The 20,993-nt window shown below is 70.6% G+C and carries 17 protein-coding genes; 9 read left to right on the top strand and 8 right to left on the bottom strand.

The window, feature by feature from the left end:
* Positions 1-4: 4 nt before the first annotated feature.
* The 4 genes from ACIQ6R_RS04520 to ACIQ6R_RS04505 form a co-directional block, all read right to left on the bottom strand.
* On the bottom strand, positions 5-2,269 hold the full coding sequence (locus ACIQ6R_RS04520) for a HelD family protein (RefSeq protein WP_404218678.1): 2,265 nt from the start codon (positions 2,267-2,269) through the stop codon (positions 5-7).
* 134 nt (positions 2,270-2,403) lie between these two features.
* Entirely contained in the window at positions 2,404-2,718 is a 315-nt protein-coding gene (locus ACIQ6R_RS04515) for a thioredoxin family protein (protein ID WP_404170729.1), read from the bottom strand.
* A 14-nt stretch (positions 2,719-2,732) separates the two neighbouring features.
* Positions 2,733-3,131, bottom strand: coding sequence for a MerR family transcriptional regulator (locus ACIQ6R_RS04510; RefSeq protein WP_404170620.1), 399 nt, complete (start codon positions 3,129-3,131; stop codon positions 2,733-2,735).
* 143 nt (positions 3,132-3,274) lie between these two features.
* Complete coding sequence (locus tag ACIQ6R_RS04505; RefSeq protein ID WP_404170617.1) at positions 3,275-4,669, bottom strand: cation:dicarboxylate symporter family transporter; 1,395 nt, start codon at positions 4,667-4,669, stop codon at positions 3,275-3,277.
* 154 nt (positions 4,670-4,823) lie between these two features.
* Here ACIQ6R_RS04505 and ACIQ6R_RS04500 point away from each other — a divergent pair, with 154 nt between their 5' ends.
* The 6 genes from ACIQ6R_RS04500 (at position 4,824) to ACIQ6R_RS04475 (ending at position 11,377) form a co-directional block, all read left to right on the top strand.
* The gene (locus tag ACIQ6R_RS04500; RefSeq protein WP_404218620.1) at positions 4,824-6,542 is read left to right on the top strand and encodes an ATP-binding protein; all 1,719 of its coding nucleotides are present in this window, start codon (positions 4,824-4,826) and stop codon (positions 6,540-6,542) included.
* Complete coding sequence (locus ACIQ6R_RS04495) at positions 6,539-7,240, top strand: response regulator (protein WP_404170611.1); 702 nt, start codon at positions 6,539-6,541, stop codon at positions 7,238-7,240. Before ACIQ6R_RS04500 ends, ACIQ6R_RS04495 begins: the two co-directional genes overlap by 4 nt.
* A 106-nt stretch (positions 7,241-7,346) precedes the next feature.
* Complete coding sequence (locus tag ACIQ6R_RS04490) at positions 7,347-8,717, top strand: extracellular solute-binding protein (protein WP_404218618.1); 1,371 nt, start codon at positions 7,347-7,349, stop codon at positions 8,715-8,717.
* Positions 8,714-9,682: a carbohydrate ABC transporter permease gene (locus ACIQ6R_RS04485; RefSeq protein ID WP_404218616.1), complete on the top strand. Its 969-nt coding sequence runs from the start codon at positions 8,714-8,716 to the stop codon at positions 9,680-9,682. Before ACIQ6R_RS04490 ends, ACIQ6R_RS04485 begins: the two co-directional genes overlap by 4 nt.
* 1 nt (position 9,683) lies before the next feature.
* A complete protein-coding gene (locus ACIQ6R_RS04480; RefSeq protein WP_404218614.1) occupies positions 9,684-10,541 on the top strand; it encodes a carbohydrate ABC transporter permease in 858 nt (285 codons plus the stop codon).
* 122 nt (positions 10,542-10,663) lie between these two features.
* Positions 10,664-11,377, top strand: a complete 714-nt coding sequence (locus tag ACIQ6R_RS04475; RefSeq protein ID WP_404218612.1) for a helix-turn-helix domain-containing protein — start codon at positions 10,664-10,666, stop codon at positions 11,375-11,377.
* A gap of 71 nt (positions 11,378-11,448) precedes the next feature.
* On the opposite strand, the gene ACIQ6R_RS04470 is transcribed toward ACIQ6R_RS04475, so the two are convergent.
* Positions 11,449-12,474 (bottom strand): ATP-dependent 6-phosphofructokinase, encoded by a 1,026-nt coding sequence (locus ACIQ6R_RS04470; RefSeq protein WP_404170596.1) that lies wholly within the window; start codon positions 12,472-12,474, stop codon positions 11,449-11,451.
* 216 nt (positions 12,475-12,690) lie between these two features.
* On the opposite strand from ACIQ6R_RS04470, the gene pta reads away from it, so the two are divergent.
* The 3 genes from pta (at position 12,691) to pyk (ending at position 17,525) form a co-directional block, all read left to right on the top strand.
* On the top strand, positions 12,691-14,784 hold the full coding sequence (gene pta / locus ACIQ6R_RS04465) for a phosphate acetyltransferase (RefSeq protein WP_404218610.1): 2,094 nt from the start codon (positions 12,691-12,693) through the stop codon (positions 14,782-14,784).
* A complete protein-coding gene (locus ACIQ6R_RS04460; protein WP_404218608.1) occupies positions 14,781-15,986 on the top strand; it encodes an acetate kinase in 1,206 nt (401 codons plus the stop codon). The genes pta and ACIQ6R_RS04460 overlap by 4 nt, the downstream gene beginning before the upstream one ends.
* 108 nt (positions 15,987-16,094) lie before the next feature.
* A complete protein-coding gene (gene pyk / locus ACIQ6R_RS04455) occupies positions 16,095-17,525 on the top strand; it encodes a pyruvate kinase (protein ID WP_404170587.1) in 1,431 nt (476 codons plus the stop codon).
* 118 nt (positions 17,526-17,643) lie between these two features.
* Here pyk and ACIQ6R_RS04450 read toward each other — a convergent pair whose 3' ends face one another.
* The 3 genes from ACIQ6R_RS04450 to ACIQ6R_RS04440 form a co-directional block, all read right to left on the bottom strand.
* Positions 17,644-19,095, bottom strand: a complete 1,452-nt coding sequence (locus tag ACIQ6R_RS04450) for a hypothetical protein (protein ID WP_404218606.1) — start codon at positions 19,093-19,095, stop codon at positions 17,644-17,646.
* A complete protein-coding gene (locus ACIQ6R_RS04445) occupies positions 19,085-19,690 on the bottom strand; it encodes a DUF6114 domain-containing protein (RefSeq protein WP_404218604.1) in 606 nt (201 codons plus the stop codon). The genes ACIQ6R_RS04450 and ACIQ6R_RS04445 overlap by 11 nt, the downstream gene beginning before the upstream one ends.
* 118 nt (positions 19,691-19,808) lie before the next feature.
* On the bottom strand, positions 19,809-20,441 hold the full coding sequence (locus ACIQ6R_RS04440) for a DUF6230 family protein (RefSeq protein ID WP_404170578.1): 633 nt from the start codon (positions 20,439-20,441) through the stop codon (positions 19,809-19,811).
* Positions 20,442-20,993: the final 552 nt, after the last annotated feature.

Below are 20,993 nucleotides of genomic sequence, written 5' to 3'. Positions count from 1 at the left end.
CGGGCTACGCGTCCACCAGCCCCTTCGGCAGCGGCCCGGTGTGCAGGACGCCGAGTCGCTGGGTGGCGCGGGTGAGGGCCACGTACAGGTCGCTCGTGCCGTAGCGGCCGGGTTCGACGACCAGGACGGAGTCGAACTCCAGGCCCTTGGACTGGCGCGGGTCGAGGAGGACCACCCCGCGCGTGAGGTCCGGCTCGGCGCCCGCCGTCACGCCGTCCAGCCGGGCCGCGAGGGCCTGGTGCAGGTCGCGCGGGGCGATGACGGCGAGGCGGCCCTCCTCGGGGGCCAGCTCCCGGGCGGCCTCGGCGACGGCGGCCGGGAGGTCACCGGTGGCGCGGACCCAGGGCCGTACGCCCGTGGAGCGCACCGAACTCGGCGGTGCGAACTCGGGGTCCTCGGCGCGGACGACGGCCGCCGCGACGTCCATGATCTCGGCCGGGGTGCGGTAGTTGACGCCCAGGCGGGTGTGGTCCCAGCGGTCCTCGACGTAGGGGGCGAGGATCTTCGACCAGGAGCCGACGCCGGCCGCCTCCGCGGTCTGCGCCGGGTCGCCCACCAGGGTCATCGAGCGGGTCGGGCAGCGGCGCATCAGCAGCCGCCACGCCATCGGGGACAGCTCCTGCGCCTCGTCGACGATGATGTGCCCGAAGGCCCAGGTGCGGTCGGCCGCGGCGCGCTCGGCGGCGCTGCGGTGGTCGTCCTCCTCCTGGCGTTCGGCGAAGCGCTCGGCGTCGATGATGTCGTGCGCCGACAGCACCTCCGCCTCCTCCTCGTGCTTGTCCTCGAACTCGTAGGTCCGGGACGCGTACGACACGTCCAGCACACCCTGCGCGTAGGCGATCTGCTGCTGCCGCTCGCGTTCGGCGCGGGAGCGGGCGATGCGGTCGTCCTCGCCGAGCAGTTCGGCCGCCTCGTCCAGGAGGGGCACGTCGGCCACGGTCCAGCGCCGGGTGACCGGGCGGCGCACGGCGGCGGCGTCCTCGGCGGGGAGGAAGGCCTCGGGGGCGGCGAGGAAGTCGGCGACCAGGCGCTGCGGGGTGATCCGGGGCCAGAGCCGGTCGATGGCGGACCAGACCTCGGGGTTCTCGGCGAGTTCGTCGCGGATCTGGGTGATGTCGCTGGGGTCGAGGAGGTTGGAACCGTCGTAGGGGTCGGTGCCGATGCGTTCGGCGACCATGTCGGTGAGGGTGTTGAGGATATGACCCTCGAAGTGCTCGCGGGACGCGTTGTGCGGGAGCTTCGCGGCGCGGGTGCGCTCGCGGGCGACGTTGACCAGGTCGTCGTCCAGCATGAGGATCTCGCGGTCGTGCTCGATCGCGATGACCGGTTCGGGCAGTGCCTGCCGGTCGCGGACCACCTCGGCGAGGACGTCGGCCATGCCGGCACGGCCCTTCACCGCCGCCGCCTCGGGCGTGTCCGTCCCGGTTGCCTTCACGCCGGGGAACAGCTCGCCGACGGTGGAGAGGAGCACGCCGGTCTCGCCGAGCGACGGCAGCACCTCGCCGATGTAGCCGAGGAAGGCGGGGTTCGGGCCGACGATGAGGACGGCGCGCTTGGCGAGCAGCTCGCGGTGTTCATAGAGGAGGTAGGCGGCGCGGTGCAGGGCGACGGCGGTCTTACCGGTGCCGGGGCCGCCCTCCACGACCAGGACGCCGCGGTGCGGGGCGCGGATGATGCGGTCCTGGTCGGCCTGGATGGTCTGCACGATGTCGCCCATGCGGCCGGTGCGCGCGGAGTTCAGCGCGGCGAGCAGCACGGCGTCGCCGGACGGGTCCTCGTGGCCGGTGCGTGTCTCGTCGCCGAGGTCGAGGATCTCGTCGTGCAGGGCGGTGACCGTGCGGCCCTCGCCGGCGATGTGCCGGCGGCGGCGCAGGCCCATCGGGGTGTGGCCGGTGGCCAGGTAGAAGGGGCGGGCGACGTCGGCCCGCCAGTCGATCAGGACCGGGGTGCGTTCGGCGTCGTCGGCGCGGAGTCCGATGCGGCCGATGTGGTGTCCGGCACCGGAGGTGAGGTCGATCCGGCCGAAGCAGAGGGACCCGTCCACCGCGTTGAGCGCGGCGAGCAGTCCGGAGCGCTCGGCGACCAGGATGTCCCGCTCCAGCCGGGCCTGCTGCGGAGTGTTGCCCTGCGCGAGCGCCTGGGTCACCGAGACCTCGGTGTCGCCGCGCAGCGCGTCCACGCGTGCGTAGAGTCCGTCGATGAATTCCTGCTCGTGCCGCAATTCATCGTCCGGAAATTCGGTGTTTGACAATTCCACTCCCGCCCGGATACACTGTGCTCATGAACTTCCTCGTGTCTCCATTGTGGTGAAGTCACGAATCAACGAATATACGCAAAGAAATCCCCCGAGCGCAATCGCTCGGGGGATTTCTTGTTGCGCCCGCCGTTGCCGCCGCCCGCCGCCTACAGCACGTCGGACAGCTCCTCCAGCAGTCGCCGCTTGGGCCGGGACCCCACCATGGACTTCACCGGCTCACCGCCGCGGAACACCATGAAGGTCGGCATCGACAGCACCTTGTACGCGTTCGTGGTCGCCGGGTTCCGGTCGACGTTCAGCTGCACCACGCGGAGTCGGTCGCCCTCCTCCTCGGCCAGGGCGCCGAGCACCGGGGCCATCTGCCGGCACGGCGGGCACCAGTCCGCGGTGAACTCCACCAGCACGGGCAGCTCACTGCCCAGCACCTCCGCGGCGAACTCCGCGTCCGTCACCTCGGGCACCCCGCTGCTCGTCGTCATACGTTCCCTCCCAGTTCGCACTTGGGTTCCGGGCCCCCCGGAACCGCCGCCTCGGCTCGCGCCAGCTGCGCGCCGACCTGCGCCCGCACCGACGTGAGCTGCTCGATCAGCGCGTCCAGCTCCGCCAGCTTGTGCCGGTAGACCACGAGGGAGGCCGGGCACGAGTCGCCCTCCGGGTGCCCGGCGCGCAGGCACTCCACGAACGGGCGGGTCTCCTCCAGGTCGAACCCGAAGTCCTGGAGCGTCCTGATCTGACGCAGCAGCTTCAGGTCGTCCTCGTCGTACATCCGGTAGCCGTTGACGGCGCGGCGCGCGGACAGCAGCCCCCGCGACTCGTAGTACCGCAGCGTCCGCGTCGTGGTTCCGGCCCGTGCGGCCAGCTCGCCGATTCGCATGGGAACGAACGTAGGCCCTGACGCGGACGTCAAGGCAAGAAGCCCCGCGCCACAGGGCGCGGGGCTTCTCGGGGGCCGGGCGGCTGAGCGACGGGGGGAGCACCTCGGCCGCCCGGCGTGTGTGGGCGTCGCGCCGGCCTGTCTCAGGCCCTGGCCAGCTCCTTCTCGCCGCCCTGCTCGGGCACGTCCGGCGTAGCGTCCGCGTCGTCGGCGCCGTGGTGGTCGTCCAGGAGGGTCTTCTCGTCGAACGGGGCGTGCCCGGCGAGCACCTCGTCCACCCGGCCCTTGTCGATCTCCTTGGTCCAGGTGCCGATCAGAACCGTGGCGATGGCGTTGCCGGCGAAGTTGGTGAGGGCGCGGGCCTCGCTCATGAAGCGGTCGATGCCGACGATGAGGCCGATGCCGTCCACCAGGGCGGGCTTGTGCGAGGAGAGGCCGCCGGCCAGCGTGGCGAGACCGGCACCGGAGACACCGGCCGCGCCCTTCGAGGCGACCAGCAGGAAGAGCAGCAGGGGGATCTGCTCGCCGATCGACATCGGCGTACCCATGGCGTCGGCGATGAACAGCGAGGCCATGGTCATGTAGATCATGGTGCCGTCGAGGTTGAACGAGTAGCCGGTCGGGACGGTGATGCCGACCACCGGCTTGCTGACGCCCAGGTGCTCCATCTTCGCGATGAGGCGCGGCAGCGCCGACTCCGACGAGGAGGTGGACAGGATCAGCAGGAACTCGCGGCCCAGGTACTTGAAGAGCGAGAGGACGTTGACGCCGGCGACGAAGCGCAGCAGCGCGCCCAGGACCAGGAAGACGAAGAGGAAGCAGGTGACGTAGAAGCCGAGCATCAGCACGGCCAGGCTCTTGAGCGCGTCGACGCCGGCCGAGCCGGTGACCGCGGCGATGGCGCCGAAGGCACCGATCGGGGCGGCCCACATGATCATGGCCAGGACGCGGAAGACCAGCCGCTGGATGTGCTCGATGCCGCGCAGGACGGGCTGTCCGGCGGAGCCCATGGCCTGGAGGGCGAAGCCGCAGAGCAGGGCGATCAGCAGGGTCTGCAGGACCTCGCCCGAGGTGAACGCGGAGACGATCGTGGTCGGGATGATGCCCATCAGGAACTCGGTGGTTCCCTTGGCCTCGGCGTCGACCTGCGCCTGACCGGTCTCCTTGACGGCGTCGGTGACCGCGAGGCCCGTGCCCGGGTCCAGGATGTTGCCGACGATCAGGCCGATGGCGAGGGCCACCAGCGACATGATCAGGAAGTAGACCAGGGCGATCCCGCCGACCGCGCCGACCTTGGCGGCCTTGCGCACCGAGCCGATGCCCAGCACGATCGTGCAGAAGATGATCGGCGAGATCATCATCTTGATCAGGTTCACGAAGCCGGTGCCCAGCGGCTTCAGCTCGGTGGCGAAGTCGGGGGCGGCGAGACCGACGGTGATACCGAGGGCGACCGCGATGATCACGGCTATGTACAGATAGTGCGTGCGGTCGCGCTTGGCTTTGGGTGCGGCAGGTGCCGTAGCGGCTTCGCTGGTCACGGCGGCCCTCCTTGACGACGTCGTCGGCATCACCGGCGTGCGGCTCACGTCCGGGGGTTTGTTTCGGGGATGCGGCGACTATCTCCCGCTCTGTGAGCGCGGTCACCCTTGCGTTCATTTAGTTCACCATCGAGCCAGGGGGGAGACTGGCGGCATGCACCTCCGCGTCCCCCGCCCCCGTAGCCTGGCCGGTCAGCTCTTCGCCATGCAGGCCGTGCTGATAGCGGTCGTGGTCGCCGGGTACGCGCTGTTCACCTACGTCAGTGACCGGCGGCAGGCGGAGGAGGCGGCCGGGCGGCAGGCCAGGTCGGTGTCGCTCGCGATAGCCGACTCGCCGTCCGTGCTGGAGGCGATCCGCACGCCCGACCCGACGGCGCGGCTCCAGCCGTACGCGGTGCGGGTCATGCGGGACACCGGCGTGGACTTCGTGACGATCATGGATCCGGAGGGCATCCGCTGGACCCACCCGGACCCGAAGCAGATCGGCCATCTCTTCCGCGGCCACATCGAGCGCGCCCAGCGGGGCGAGACGTTCACCGAGACGTACACGGGCACGCTGGGACCGTCGGTGCGGGCGGTGACGCCCGTGGAGGACACCGGGCGGGTGGTCGGACTGGTCAGCGCCGGGATCAAGGTCGAGGAGATCAGCAAGCGGGCACAGGATCAGCTGACGGCCCTGCTCGGGGTGGCGGCCGGGGCGCTGCTGCTCGGTGCGGTCGGCACGTACGTGATCAACGCGCGGCTGCGCCGGCACACGCACGGTATGAACGCGGACGAGCTGAGCCGGATGCACGACTACCATCAGGCGGCGCTGCACGCGGTGCGGGAGGGTCTGCTGATGCTGGACGGGCAGTACCGTGTCGCGCTGATCAACGACGGCGGACGGGAGCTGCTGGGCGTGGCCGGTGACGTGGTGGGCGCCTCGGTCGCCGACCTGGGGCTGCCGGCGCAGCTGACGGGAGCGCTGCTGGCCTCGGAGCCGCGGGTGGACGAGGTGCATCTGACGGCGGAGCGGGTGCTGGTGGTGAACACCTCGCCGGTCTCCGGGGGCGAGCACCGGGGCACGGTGGTGACCCTGCGCGACGTGACCGAGCTGCAGTCGCTCACCGGCGAGCTGGACTCCGAGCGCGGCTTCACCCAGGCGTTGCGCTCGCAGGCGCACGAGGCGGCCAACCGGCTGCACACGGTCGTCTCGCTGATCGAGCTGGGGCGCGCCGAGGAGGCCGTGGACTTCGCGACGGCCGAACTGGAACTGGCGCAGGCGCTCACCGACCAGGTGGTGGCGGCGGTCGGCGAGCCCGTGCTGGCCGCGCTGCTGCTGGGCAAGACGGCGCAGGCCAACGAGCGGGGAGTGGAACTGGTGGTGTCGCAGGACAGCCGACTGGACGACGGACTGCTGCCGCCGTCCCTGCCCGCCCGGGACCTGGTGACGATCCTGGGCAACCTGGTCGACAACGCGGTGGACGCGGCCCAGGGCGAGGTGCCCTCGCGAGTGACGGTGGCGGCGTACACCGAGGCGAGGGGCGGACGGCGGACGGCCGGGGGCGGGGACGTCTCCGGCGCGGACCCGGCGGCGGACGGCTCCGAGCTGGTGCTGCGGGTGTCGGACACGGGTACCGGGGTCGATCCCGCCCACGCCGACCTGGTCTTCCAGCGGGGTTTCTCGACGAAGCCGGCCGATGAGGGCGGCCGTGGCCTGGGGCTGGCGCTGGCCAGTCAGGCAGTGCAGCGGCACGGCGGCTCCCTGACCGTGACGGAGGCGGAGGGCGGCGGCGCCCGCTTCGAGGCCCGGCTGCCGCTGGACCACCCCGGCGGCCACGCACCGGCACCGGCCGCCCTGGCGGGCAGACCCGAGTCCGGGGGCGCCGTATGAGCGCCGCCCCGCAGCCGATCCGTGTCCTGGTCGTCGAGGACGACCCCGTCGCCGCCGACGCGCACGTGCTGTACGTCGGCCGGGTGCCGGGGTTCACGGCCGTCGGCAAGGCGCACACGGGAGCGGAGGCCCGGCGCGTGCTGGACCGTACGCCGGTGGATCTGCTCCTTCTCGACCTGCATCTCCCGGACGTGCACGGGCTGCAACTGGCCCGTTCGCTGCGGGCGGCGGGGCATCACACCGACGTGATAGCGGTGACCTCGGCGCGGGACCTGACGGTCGTGCGGGAGGGGGTCTCGCTGGGCGTGGTCCAGTACGTGCTGAAGCCGTTCACCTTCGCCACCCTGCGGGACCGGCTGGTGCGGTACGCCGAGTTCCGTGGCACCGCCGGGGAGGCGAGCGGCCAGGACGAGGTGGACCGGGCACTGGCCACCCTGCGGGCTCCGGGCCCGGCCGCCCTGCCGAAGGGGCTGAGCGGGCCGACGCTGGAGCGGGTGACGAGCGCGCTGCGCGGCACCGAGGAAGGGCTCACGGCGGCCGGGGTGGCCGAGGCCGTGGGCATCTCGCGGATCACGGCCCGGCGTTACCTGGAACATCTGGTGGAAGCGGGGCGGGCCGGCCGCAGTCCGCTCTACGGACAGGTGGGGCGGCCGGAGTTGGTGTACCGGTGGGTCCGCGAGGCCGAGCGGGGCCGATGAGCACAGGTTGTCCACCGCACGCGCATTGACCTGACTGGACCAGTCCTCTTACGTTCGCCGAGCAGCCGTCCCGGCCACAGCGTCGTGCCCGTAGGAGGTCGTGCCCGTGCGTCCCACCGTCCGGTTCACCGCTCTGTTCACCCTCACCGCGCTCGCCTCCACCACCCTCGCCGCCTGCGGAAGCGGCTCCGGCGGCGACCCGGACACGGTGAAGGTCTCCTTCAAGCAGTCGACGGACAACTCCATCAAGGTGATGGACGCCTATCTCACCGACATCAAGGAGCAGTTCGAGAAGGCCAACCCGGGCAAGAAGGTCGAGCTGGTCCCCATCAAGGCCCCGGACTCGGAGTACTACATCAAGCTCCAGCAGATGCTCCGCTCCCCCAAGACCGCGCCGGACCTGGTCTACGAGGACACCTTCCTCATCAACTCCGACATCACCAGCGGGTACTTGAAGCCGCTCGATCCCTACCTGGCCGGGTGGAAGGACTGGGACCAGTTCATCGACACCGCGAAGGCGGCGGCCAAGGGCGAGGACGGCAAGACGTACGGCGTACCGGACGGGACGGACACCCGCGGCCTCTGGTTCAGCAAGGACGTCTTCGCCAAGGCCGGCCTGCCCGCCGAATGGCAGCCGAAGACCTGGGACGACGTGCTGTCCGCGGCCCGCGCCATCAAGGAGAAGGTGCCGGGCGTCGTCCCCCTCAACGTGTACACGGGCAAGCCGGCCGGCGAGGCGGCCACCATGCAGGGCTTCGAGATGCTGCTGTACGGCACGAACGACGGCACCACCGACCCGCTGTACGACAAGGGCAGCAAGAAGTGGATCGCGGCGGGGCAGGGCTTCGAGGACTCGCTCGCGTTCGTCGAGACGGTGTACAAGGAGAAGCTCGGCCCGGAGGTCTCCGACGCGCTCGACCCCAACTTCGGCACCAAGGTTCGCGGTGAGCTGCTTCCGCAGGGCAAGCTCGGGATCGCTCTCGACGGCTCCTGGCTGCCGCAGGACTGGCTGGAGGGCAGCGGGCACGAGTGGCCCGAGTGGTCGAAGGAGCTGGGTCTTGCCGCCATGCCGACGCAGAACGGCCAGGCTCCCGGCAAGGTGAGCATGTCCGGCGGCTGGACGTGGTCGATCCCGGCCAAGGCGGCCAACCCCGACCTGGCCTTCGAGTTCGTCAAGACGATGCAGACCAAGGCCAACGCCCAGAAGTGGTACATCGCCAACTCCGGCATCGCCGTCCGCGAGGACGTCGCGAACGATCCCGCGTACGTCGACGCCCAGCCCGGCATCAAGTTCTTCACCGACCTCGTCGAGAGCACGCACTACCGGCCCGCCTACCCGGCGTACCCGAAGGTCTCCGTCGCCATCCAGGAGGCGATGGAGGGCGTGACGACCGGCGACAAGTCGGTCGAGGAGGCGGCGCGCGGCTACGACGAGGCGCTCGAGGAGGCCACCGACAACCAGGTGGTCCGCAAGTGACGGCGGCCACGCCGCAGCACGCGGGGCCGGGTCCGGGGCCGGAGGTTCTCGAGGTGCCGCCCGGCCCGCCCGGTCCGGACCCGGCCCGTCGCGCGAGGTCCGCCACCGCTCGCCGCGCCCTCTTCCGCGCCCTGCCCGTCTCCCCCGCCGTCGTCCTGCTGCTGCTCTTCCTCGCCGGCCCGATCGCGTACTGCGTGGTCATCGCCTTCACCGACCTCCAGCTCACCGGGCAGGCCGAGGAGTCCTTCGTCGGCTTCGAGAACTTCCGGCGGGCGTTCCAGGACGAGGCGTTCCTCAACGCCGTGTGGCTGACGCTGGTGTTCACGGTGCTGTCGTCGCTGATCGGGCAGAACACCCTGGGGCTGGCGCTGGCCTCGCTGATGCAGCGGGCCTCGAAGCCGGTCCGTACACTCACCGGCGGCATCGTCGTCACCGCGTGGGTGCTGCCGGAGGTGGTGGCGGGCTTCCTGCTCTACGCCTTCTTCCGCCGCGAGGGCACTCTCAACGCCCTCCTCGACTGGCTCCATCTGCCGTCCCAGAACTGGCTGTTCACGCTGCCGATCCTGGCGGTGTCCTTCGCCAACGTGTGGCGGGGCACGGCGTTCTCGATGCTGGTGTACTCGGCCGCGCTGAACGAGATCCCGAAGGAGGTCACCGAGGCCGCCGAGGTGGACGGGGCGAGCGGCTGGCGCCGGATGTGGCACATCACGCTGCCGATGATCCGGCGCTCCATCGGCACCAATCTCATGCTGAACACGCTGCAGACCCTGTCGGTCTTCGGACTGATCTGGGTGATGACGCGGGGCGGCCCGAGCGGCAAGAGCCAGACGCTGCCGTTGTTCATGTACGAGCAGGCCTTCCAGAACAGCCTGATCGGCTACGGCACGGCGGTGGCGCTGCTGCTGTTGCTGATCGGCTCGCTGTTCTCGGTCGTGTACCTGCGCCTGCTGCGGACGGAGGTCTGACATGGCATCCGCCTTCGCGTCCCGCCGCGCCCCCGCCTCCCGGCGCAACCGGCGCCGGCTGGCCGCCGACGCCGGGCTGCTGGTGGCCGCCGCCGCGTTCGTGCTGCCGCTGGCCTGGGTGGTGCTGTCCGCCCTGGACCCGCGCGCGAGCCTCAGGGTGAAGGTCCCCGACGGGCTGACCCTGGAGAACTTCGACGCGATCCTCACCCCGGAGATCACCTTCACCCCGCTGCTCAACAGCCTGATCCTGTGCGGCGGTGCGACCCTGCTGACGGTGGTGTGCGCGGCGCTCGCGGCGTATCCGCTCTCCCGTTTCCGGTCGCGGCTGAACCGGCCGTTCCTGCTGACCATCCTGTTCGCGACCAGCCTGCCGATCACCGCGATCATGGTGCCGGTCTACGCCCTCTTCGTGCGGGTGAACATGATCGACACCATGCAGGGGACGGTCTTCTTCTTCGCCGCCTCCCAGCTGCCCTTCGCGATCTGGCTGATGAAGAACTTCATGGACGGTGTGCCCAAGGAACTGGAGGAGGCGGCCTGGACGGACGGGGCGTCGTCGTTCCAGTCACTGCTGCGGATCGTGCTGCCGCTGATGGGGCCGGGAGTGGCGGTCGTGACGGTGTTCTCGTTCGTGATGATGTGGGGGAACTTCTTCGTCCCCTTCATGCTGCTGCTCTCCCCGGACCAGATGCCCGCGTCGGTGAGCATCAACGACTTCTTCGGCAACCGGGGCATGGTGGCGTACGGGCAGCTGGCGGCGTTCTCGATCGTCTACTCGACGCCGGTCGTCCTGCTGTACGTGCTGATCTCCCGACGGCTGGGCGGGGGGTTCGCGCTGGGCGGGGCGGTGAAGGGATGAGTCGGATGCGTCCGCTTGCGCCCGCAATATGCCGGCTGAATGCCCGTCATACGCCCGTAGTTTCGTACAATCCGTATCGCTGGCTGAACAGCCCGTAGTCAGCGCGGCACCGGACCCCTACGGTGTGGCCCGTGCGCCGACCCTCACCTCACCCGAACCAGTCGGGTCCCCCGTTCAACGCCCTCGCCGCCCGCCGGCTCCGTGCCGCCCTCAACATGGGGCCCGAGCACGTCGCCCACGGTATGCGGGTCTCGTACGGGCTGCCGTACGTCACCCCGGATCTCGTCATCGCCTGGGAGCGGGGCGTCGCCTCCCCCCAGAATGCCGAGCTGACCGCGCTCGCGGGGGTGCTGTGGTGCTCGCCCGGTGATCTGATCGGGCGGCCGCAGACCCTGCGCGAGCACCGCATCGCCCGTTCCCTGGCGCCGGAGGACGTGGCCCGTGCCGTCGGCGTCGCGCTTCCGGCGTACCTGCGGATGGAGGAGACGGACGACTGGCGCGGCAACGACCGCCAGTCGGCCGCGCTCGCCGACGTGCTCGGCCTCGACCTGCCCGACTTCGTGACCGTCACGGGGCGCGAGGAGAAGCTCGCCGACCTGCTGACGAGCGCCGTCAAGACCCGCTGGCAGGGCTATGTGCGCCCGGTCGCCAAGGTGGCGCCGCTGGACCGGCGGGTCCTGGAGAACGTCCTCCAGGTACTGCACCAGGACTACCAGGGGCACATGGCCGCCACCCTCAGCTGGGGCGGCGGCAGCGGCGACTCCCACGAGGCGGGCCGCGACTTCCTCGACCGGATCGTGGAGCACTTCTGGACGGCGGTCGAGAAGCACCCGTGAACGGTGGCGTCCGGCGGAACGGTGGCGTCCGGCGGAACGGTGGCGTCCGGCGGAGCCGTGGCGACCGGCGGTTAGAAGACCGACTCCGCCTCGTCCATCCGGTCCTTCGGCACCGTCTTCAGCTCGGTCACGGCCTCCGCCAGCGGCACCATGACGACGTCCGTGCCGCGCAGCGCCGTCATCCGGCCGAAGTCGCCCCGGTGCGCGGCCTCCACCGCGTGCCAGCCGAAGCGGGTGGCGAGCACCCGGTCGTACGCGGTCGGCACGCCGCCGCGCTGGATGTGGCCGAGGATGACCGGCTTGGCCTCCTTGCCGAGCCTGCGCTCCAGCTCGTACGCGAGCGCGGTGCCGATGCCCTGGAAGCGCTCGTGGCCGAACTTGTCGATCGCGCCCTTGCCGTAGTCCATGGAGCCCTCGGCGGGGTGGGCGCCCTCGGCGACGCAGACGACGGCGAACTTCTTGCCCCGGGAGAACCGCTCCTCGACCATCTTGACCAGGTCGGCGGGGTCGAAGGGGCGCTCGGGCAGGCAGATGCCGTGGGCGCCGGCGGCCATGCCGGACTCCAGGGCGATCCAGCCGGCGTGCCGGCCCATGACCTCGACGACCATCACGCGCTGGTGGGACTCGGCGGTGGTCTTGAGGCGGTCCATCGCCTCCGTGGCCACGCCGACCGCCGTGTCGAAGCCGAAGGTGCGGTCCGTCGAGGAGATGTCGTTGTCGATGGTCTTCGGCACGCCCACCACCGGGAGTCCGGCGTCCGACAGCATCCGGGCGGCCGTCAGCGTGCCCTCGCCGCCGATCGGGATGAGCGCGTCGATGCCGAAGCTCTGGATCATGTCCCCGGCGTTCTCGCAGGCCTCGCGGAGCCGGTCGCGTTCCAGCCGGGAGGAGCCGAGGATGGTGCCGCCGCGGGCCAGGATGCCGCTGACCGCGTTCAGGTCGAGGGTGCGGTAGCGGCCGTCCAGCAGGCCCGCGTAGCCGTCCTCGAAGCCGATGACCTCGTCGCCGTAGTTGTCGACCGCTCGGTGCACGACCGACCGGATCACTGCGTTCAGGCCGGGGCAGTCGCCGCCTGCGGTGAGAACTCCGATACGCATCGTGCTGTGTCTCCTGCTCGCTGTTGACACCGGTGAGCCGATCCAATTGTTTCACGGCCGGACCCCCGGCGGGCACTGACGAGCGCTGCCGGGCACCGGCGGGCACTGACGGGCGCCTTATCCATCGCCGGAGGTATTGTCAAGGGGGTTTCGCTCACCCCGGTGGGCGATTTCTGTGCACGGGCCAGCCGCCACCAGACGAAAGTGAGAGCACGCGTGACGCGCAGCGTGTACGTGACCGGTATCGACCGCGGCGACGGCCGCCAGGTCGTCGAACTGGGGGTCCTGGAGCTCCTGACCCGGCAGGTCGACCGGGTCGGCGTCTTCCGTCCCCTGGTCCACGACGGGCCCGACCGGCTCTTCGAGCTGCTGCGCGCCCGCTACCGGCTCGCGCAGGACCCGGCGACCGTGTACGGCATGGACTACCAGGAGGCGTCCGCCCTCCAGGCCGAACAGGGCACGGACGAACTGGTGTCCGCGCTGGTCGACCGGTTCCACCTGGTGGCCCGGGACTACGACGTGGTCCTCGTCCTCGGCACCGACTTCGCCGACACCCAGTTCCCGGACGAGCTGGCGCTGAACGCGCGGCTCGCCAACGAGTTCGGCGCCTCGGTGCTGCCGGTGGTGGGCGGCCGCAAGCAGACCGCGGAGTCCGTACTGGCCGAGACCGTCAACGCCTTCCGCGCCTACGACGGGCTGGGCTGCGACGTCCTGGCCATGGTGACCAACCGGGTGGCCCGCGAGGACCGGGACCAGATCGCCGAGCGGCTCGCGAACCGGCTGCCGGTGCCGTGCTGGGTCGTGCCCGACGAGCCCGCGCTGTCCGCGCCGACCGTCTCGCAGATCGCGCACGCCCTCGGCGCGAGGGTGGTCCTCGGCGACGACTCGGGGCTCGCCCGCGACGCGCTGGACTTCGTCTTCGGCGGGGCCATGCTGCCCAACCTGCTCAGCGCCCTGACCCCGGGCTGCCTGGTCATCACCCCCGGCGACCGCGCCGACCTGGTGATCGGCGCACTGGCCGCGCACAGCGCCGGCACCCCGCCGATAGCCGGCGTCCTGCTGACCCTGAACGAGGTGCCCGGCGACGGCATCCTCACCCTCGCCGCCCGCGTGGCCCCCGGTACGCCGGTGCTCTCGGTGACCGGCAACAGCTTCCCCACCGCCGAGCAGCTGTTCTCCCTGGAGGGCAAGCTCAACGCGGCCACCCCGCGCAAGGCGGAGACCGCCCTCGGCCTCTTCGAGCGGTACGTCGACACCGCCGACCTCAGCAAGCGGGTCTCCGCGCCGAGCAGCGACCGCGTCACGCCGATGATGTTCGAGCACAAGCTCCTTGAGCAGGCCCGTTCCGACCTGCGTCGGGTCGTCCTGCCGGAGGGCACCGAGGAGCGGGTGCTGCACGCGGCGGAGGTGCTGCTGCGCCGGGGCGTGTGCGAGCTGACGCTGCTCGGCCCCGTCGAGCAGATCCGCAAGAAGGCCGCCGACCTGGGCATCGACCTGGAGAACGCGCAGCTGATCGACCCCGCGGTGTCCGAGCTGCGCGACTCCTTCGCCGAGAAGTACGCCGCCCTGCGCGCCCACAAGGGCGTCACCGTGGAGCTGGCGTACGACGTGGTCTCCGACGTCAACTACTTCGGCACGCTGATGGTGCAGGAGGGTCTCGCCGACGGCATGGTGTCGGGGTCGGTGCACTCGACGGCGGCGACGATCCGGCCGGCCTTCGAGATCATCAAGACCAAGCCGGACGCCTCGATCGTCTCCTCCGTCTTCTTCATGTGCCTGGCCGACAAGGTCCTGGTCTACGGCGACTGCGCGGTCAACCCCGACCCGAACGCCGAGCAGCTCGCCGACATCGCGACCCAGTCGGCGTCCACGGCGGCGCGGTTCGGGGTGGATCCGCGGATCGCGATGCTGTCGTACTCGACGGGCACGTCCGGTTCGGGCGCGGACGTCGACAAGGTGCGCGAGGCGACGGAGCTGGTCCGCTCGCGCCGCCCGGACCTGAGGATCGAGGGGCCGATCCAGTACGACGCCGCCGTCGAGCCGTCGGTGGCCGCGACCAAGCTGCCCGGCTCGGAGGTCGCCGGGCAGGCCAGCGTGCTGATCTTCCCCGACCTGAACACCGGCAACAACACGTACAAGGCCGTGCAGCGCTCGGCCGGCGCCATCGCGGTGGGCCCGGTGCTCCAGGGTCTGCGCAAGCCGGTCAACGACCTGTCCCGGGGCGCGCTCGTCCAGGACATCGTCAACACCGTCGCCATCACGGCGATCCAGGCCCAGCAGTCCCCCACCGAGAAGGCTTCCGACCAGTGAGTCCCACGCGCGTCCTCGTCCTCAACTCCGGCTCGTCGTCGGTGAAGTACCAGCTGCTCGACATGCGCGGCAGCGACCGGCTGGCGGTCGGCCTCGTCGAGCGGATCGGTGAGGAGACCTCACGGCTCAAGCACACTCCGGCGGGCGGCGAGAGCCGTGAGTGGAGCGGGTCGATCCCCGACCACGACGCGGCGCTGAAGGCCGTGGCGGCGGAGCTGGCCAAGGACGGCCTCGGCCTGGACTCGCCCGAGCTGGCCGCGATAGGGCACCGGGTGGTGCACGGCGGGAAGCACTTCACCGAGCCGACCGTCGTGGACGACGCCGTGCTCGCCGAGATCGAGCGGCTGATCCCGGTCGCCCCGCTGCACAACCCGGCCAATCTCACCGGCATCCGCACCGCGCAGGCGCTGCGCCCGGACCTGCCGCAGGTCGCCGTCTTCGACACGGCCTTCCACACGACCATGCCGGAGTCCGCGGCCCGCTACGCGATCGACGTCGAGACCGCCGACGCGCACCGCATCCGCCGCTACGGCTTCCACGGCACCTCGCACGCGTACGTCTCCCGGGAGACCGCGCGGCTGCTGGGCCGGGCGCCCGAGGACGTGAACGTCATCGTGCTGCACCTGGGCAACGGGGCGTCCGCCTCGGCGGTGCGGGGCGGTCGCTGCGTGGACACCTCCATGGGGCTGACGCCCTTGGAGGGGCTCGTGATGGGTACGCGCTCGGGTGACATGGATCCGGCCGTCATCTTCCATTTGATGCGTGTTGGTGGAATGTCCGCCGACGAGATCGACACTCTCCTCAACAAGAGGAGCGGTCTGATCGGTCTGTGCGGCGACAACGACATGCGGGAGATCCGCCGCCGTGTGGACGCCGGCGACGAACGGGCGCGGCTGGCCTTCGACATCTACATTCACCGGCTGAAGAAGTACATCGGCGCCTATTACGCCGTTCTCGGACGGGTGGACGCCGTGGCCTTCACGGCCGGGGTCGGGGAGAACGCGGCGCCGGTGCGGGAGGCCGCCGTGTCGGGCCTGGAAGGGCTCGGCCTGGCGTTGGACGGCGAGCTGAACGCCGTACGCGGGGACGGGGCGCGGCTGGTGTCGCCCGCGGGCGCGCGGGTGGCGGTGGCGGTGGTGCCGACCGACGAGGAAATGGAGATCGCGACACAGACCTACGCTCTGGTCGAAAAGGAAAGGTGAGGGCATCCGAGGACAGCTGAATAATTCTCTTGTGAGCACCGAGGCGCCCATTTGTATCTTCCGCCAGACGGAATATTCCGCAGCGAAACAAACCGATAGGATCGCCCCATGCGCCGTTCGAAAATCGTCTGTACTCTCGGCCCCGCGGTCGACTCCCACGAGCAGCTCGTATCGCTGATCGAGGCCGGCATGAACGTGGCCCGCTTCAACTTCAGCCACGGCACCCATGCGGAGCACCAGGGGCGTTACGACCGTGTCCGGGCCGCCGCCAAGGAGACCGGCAGGGCCATCGGCGTCCTCGCCGACCTCCAGGGCCCGAAGATCCGCCTGGAGACCTTCGCGGAGGGCCCCGTCGAGCTGGTGCGCGGTGACGAGTTCACCATCACCACCGAGGACGTGCCGGGTGACCGGACGATCTGCGGCACGACGTACAAGGGCCTGCCCGGTGACGTCACCAAGGGCGACCAGGTGCTCATCAACGACGGCAACGTCGAGCTGAAGGTCACCGAGGTCGAGGGCCCCCGGGTGAGGACGATCGTCATCGAGGGCGGCGTCATCTCCGACCACAAGGGCATCAACCTGCCCGGCGCGGCCGTGAACGTGCCCGCGCTGAGCGAGAAGGACATCGAGGACCTCCGGTTCGCGCTGCGGATGGGCTGCGACCTGGTCGCCCTCTCCTTCGTCCGGGACGCCAAGGACGTCGCCGACGTGCACCGCGTGATGGACGAGGAGGGTCGCCGGGTCCCCGTCATCGCCAAGGTGGAGAAGCCGCAGGCGGTGGAGAACATGGAGGGCGTCGTCGCGGCCTTCGACGCCGTCATGGTCGCCCGCGGTGACCTGGCCGTCGAGTACCCGCTCGAGAAGGTCCCCATGGTGCAGAAGCGCCTGATCGAGCTGTGCCGGCGCAACGCCAAGCCGGTGATCGTGGCGACCCAGATGATGGAGTCGATGATCACCAACTCCCGCCCGACCCGCGCCGAGGCCTCCGACGTGGCCAACGCGATCCTGGACGGCGCGGACGCGGTCATGCTGTCGGCCGAGTCGTCGGTGGGCGCGTACCCGATCGAGACGGTCAAGACGATGTCGAAGATCGTCACCGCCGCCGAGCAGGAGCTGCTGTCCAAGGGCCTGCAGCCGCTGGTCCCGGGCAAGAAGCCGCGCACGCAGGGCGGTTCGGTGGCCCGCGCCGCCGCCGAGATCGCCGACTTCCTGGGCGGCAAGGGCCTGGTGGCGTTCACCCAGTCCGGTGACACCGCCCGCCGGCTGTCCCGCTACCGCGCGACCCAGCCCATCCTCGCCTTCACCACCGACGAGTCGACCCGCAACCAGCTGGCGCTCAGCTGGGGCGTCGAGCCGCACGTGGTGCCGTTCGTGAACAGCACCGACGAGATGGTCGACCTGGTGGACCAGGAGACGATGCGCCTCGGCCGGTTCAACGACGGCGACATCGTCGTGATCACCGCCGGTTCGCCCCCCGGCGTGCCCGGCACCACCAACATGGTCCGCGTGCACCACCTGGGCGAGACCCGCCGCGCCTGACGGTCCCGCACACGGCCGCCGCCGGCTTCCCGTACGGCGCCGAGGGCGTCCCCTGCGCGCGCAGGGGACGCCCTCGGCGCTTGTCGCGGCTCCCGCACGGGTTCGTGGGCGCGCTCGGTCAGGTCGTGTACTGGTGCAGCCCCGGGATGTGGAGGGTGCCGCCGAACTGACCGGCCTGGACGACCGTCACCTTCGTGAAGTAGATGAGCGGGATGTCCAGGGGCGGCGGGTGCTCGGGGTCGAAGGTGATCGGGATCAGCCCGAGCAGGTTGCCCGAGATGCTCTCGGTGTACATCACCGTGTCGCCGTCGCGGATCGTGGACGTGGATCCCTCGGCCGCCTGCACGTGGTACGTCTTGCCGGACTGCTCGTCCTTCACCGTCTGGTGCAGGTCGCCGATGTCGGTGCCGTTGGATATGACGTACTTCAGCACCTTCTTGGTGGTGCCGTTGGCCGTCCTCACCTCGACGACGCCCTTGTACGAGGCGCCCTTCAGCAGCAGCGAGCTGGCGTTGAGCTGCCAGGGGTCGTCGGGCAGCGGCACCGCGTTGTCGACGCCGCCCTCCTCGTCCGTGGCGACCGGGCAGTCGTCCACGTCCGTGCCGCCGCTCTCGGAGGCGCTGGGGCTGGGGCTGGGCGAGGCGGTGGCCTCACCGGCCGCCTCCTTCGCCGCCTCGGCCGCCTCGTCCACCGACTCCTCGGCGTCCTCGGCCGCCCCGGACGCCGCGTCGGTCGTGTCCTCGACGGCGTCCTTCGCCGTGTCGGTGACCTTGTCGGCGGCCTTGTCCGTGTCCTCGCCCGCGTCCTTGCCCGCGTCCTTGCCCGTGGTGTCCTTCGCGGGGTCGGACGCGTCGTCGCCGGCGCTTTCCGACGCCGAGGGGGTAGGCGTGGGGCTCGGGCTCTCCGCGGCCTTCTCGCCGCCGGTGAAGATGCCCTCGATGGCGTCGCCGATGCCCTCCAGCACACCACCGCGGGACTCCGACGGGGACGGCTCCGCAGCGCCCGCGCCGACCGCGTCCTCGCCCTGCGGCTCCTTGCTCTGCGACTCCTGGGACGCGGAGGGACTCGGGGCGGGGCCGGTCTCGTCGCCCGTACCGCCCTGGTCGCCGGTGTCTGCCGTGTCGCCCTTGTCGTCGGAACCTGAATCCGACGAAGAGGACTCACCCGTGCCCGTGCCCGTGTCCGTGTCCTTGCCGGAGTCCGAGGGGCTGGGCTCCGTCTCGTCACCCTTGTCGTCGTCGGCCCCGTCGGTCGCCGAGGGCGACGGCGTGGGCGACTCGGACGTGCCCTTCTCGGCTTCCTCCAGGGCCGCCACGCAGTCCTTGTACTCGTCGGCCGTCAGGCTGTTGGAGGTCGGCTTCGCCGAGTCGTTGCCGTCGGCGAGGGCCAGCGTCGGCGTGAACCCCATCCCCATGAGGACGGCCGTGGGCATCGCCGCCAGGGCTATCGCCTTCCCGGCCGGCATGTGGAACCTGGTGAACAACGGTTTCTTGGGTGCCGCGTGGCGCGGCCCGGTTCTCACACGGGACGACTCCACGTCAGTCCCGCGGGTCACCTCGTCAGCCGGCACTGTGCCTCCCGTTCGCCCCGTTGGCCGGGCTCGTTCCTGACAGATCGTTCGGCTCGTCCGCCCCGTCCCGCGGCTGCGGAATCGCGGCGTCGGGCACCGGAGTTCCGGGCACGGTGGTACCGGGCACGCCGGCGCCGGGGTCCACGCCCTCCGGCGCGTCGCCCCTTCCCTTGCCCTCCACCGGCGGCTCGGCCCGCGGCGGCTCACCCGGCACCCACGACACGGCCATCGCCCCGCCGATCAGCGAGAGCAGGAAGCCGATGAAGAAGCCGCCGAGGTTGGACACGGGGATGGACACCAGCGCCAGCAGGATCGCCGCCACGCCCGCGAAGACCCGGACGTGCTTCTGGAACCAGAGGCTGACGCCCAGGACGACCAGCAGCACGCCGATGATCAGGGATCCGGCGCCCGCGGTGGTTGCCATCGCCAGCGTCAGGTGCCCGATCTGGAGATTGGCGTACGGGAAGTAGGCGATGGGGAGTCCGCCGAGCGCGACGAACAGGCCGGCCCAGAACGGCCGCGCGCCTCGCCAGGCACGGAACTGCAGCCTCCGGCGGGTGAACTGGCCGGCTGCGACAGGAGTCTCGGCGCTCATGGAAAACAGCTCCCTGGTACGGCTTTTGCTGTGGTGGAGATGTGGGCCGCGCGTGAAGGCGTGGCCGGAGAGTGGACGGGCGGGGGCGCCACCGGCTCCCCCGCCCGTCAGCGAGTGCTTAGTAGCACTCCTTGACACCCTTGGACAGCGACATCTTCAGACCGCTGAGCTTGAAGGTTCCGGCAGTGGTCGCCCACGCCGTCTGCTTCACGTTGGTCAGCGTGGCCGAGTCGGCCTGCTGCGCGAATCCGAACGGGTTCGCGGTGTCGCCCTTCTTGATGCCGGGACCCTTGCTGGCGTCCTTGGCGGCCACGCCGATGTCGATGCCGCGGAAGGTGGCATCGGCCTCGAGCTTCTCGACGTCGATGTACAGGTTCTGGGCCTCGACCGGCTGGGCGCCGCCGCCGGCCTTCAACATGAGGCTGACCGAACCGATCAGCGGGATGTCCGGGGTGACCACGGACTGGCACATGTTCTTGATCGACGCGGACTTGAACGCCGAGACGGCGACGGGGTGAGCCGTCTTCTTGCCGTCGAGCGTGTAGCCCGAGTCAATGGCCCCGTACTGGGAGAAGCCCGTACCGTCGAGCCGGTCCGCCGTCACCTTGAACGACTGACCGGAGACGCTGAACGACGCGGCCAGGGCACCCTGCCCCAGCGCGACGCCTATCGCAGCCGTGGCGGCCACGCTGGGCACCATCACCACAGCGAACCGCTTCCATCTGGTCCCGCCACGCACCTGGGACTCCATATTTCCTCCTTCTCGGACGTACATCTCCTGGCCTCGGCCCGCCCCGGGATCGGCGGCTCGGCCTGGCAGGGATGGGAGAAGTGCTACGTCCTCGGGAAGGAGAGCGCCCGTACTCGGCGGCGCGTACAACACGCCCGAATCACCGGCGATCACCCCCGAGCGACAACCACTGGTCGCGCCTGACACGCATCACGCACAACCCTGCTGGACAGGCTTCGCCGAGTGGACGAAGACCCCCCTGCCCAAGAGCCGGCTCCACTGCCGCCGGCTCTGCTCGGTGGGGACCCAGGAACCCCCGTGACCCGACTGGCTTTCGGGGTACGGGAATGGACCGAGCGTCGCCGATCGTGGTGCATTCTCGCCGCCGACACAAGGGGGTTCGTTACTCACTAGTAACGGCCGGACAACCGCAGGGCGACACACCGGCCCCGAACGGCGACGCTCGGTGCGTCACGGGGGCGGAACAAAACAATTGATCGCTGGACAGAATCCGACAGATCGACGCAGCTGACTTACTAGCAGTAACAGCGGCCGCGATTGCCAAGATTTGGC

Origin of the sequence: Streptomyces sp. NPDC096048, assembly GCF_044763415.1 — a bacterium.
GTDB lineage: Bacteria > Actinomycetota > Actinomycetes > Streptomycetales > Streptomycetaceae > Streptomyces.
Note: the sequence above shows the minus strand (reverse complement) of the source record. Positions and strands in the feature narration are given on the sequence as shown.

Coding starts and splice junctions, on each gene's coding strand:
- ACIQ6R_RS04510 (WP_404170620.1), bottom strand. CDS start 3,131: ATGCGAATCGGCGAGCTGGCCGCACGGGCCGGAACCACGACGCGGACG.
- ACIQ6R_RS04500 (WP_404218620.1), top strand. CDS start 4,824: ATGCACCTCCGCGTCCCCCGCCCCCGTAGCCTGGCCGGTCAGCTCTTC.
- ACIQ6R_RS04495 (WP_404170611.1), top strand. CDS start 6,539: ATGAGCGCCGCCCCGCAGCCGATCCGTGTCCTGGTCGTCGAGGACGAC.
- ACIQ6R_RS04480 (WP_404218614.1), top strand. CDS start 9,684: ATGGCATCCGCCTTCGCGTCCCGCCGCGCCCCCGCCTCCCGGCGCAAC.
- ACIQ6R_RS04470 (WP_404170596.1), bottom strand. CDS start 12,474: ATGCGTATCGGAGTTCTCACCGCAGGCGGCGACTGCCCCGGCCTGAAC.
- pyk (WP_404170587.1), top strand. CDS start 16,095: ATGCGCCGTTCGAAAATCGTCTGTACTCTCGGCCCCGCGGTCGACTCC.
- ACIQ6R_RS04445 (WP_404218604.1), bottom strand. CDS start 19,690: ATGAGCGCCGAGACTCCTGTCGCAGCCGGCCAGTTCACCCGCCGGAGG.
- ACIQ6R_RS04440 (WP_404170578.1), bottom strand. CDS start 20,441: ATGGAGTCCCAGGTGCGTGGCGGGACCAGATGGAAGCGGTTCGCTGTG.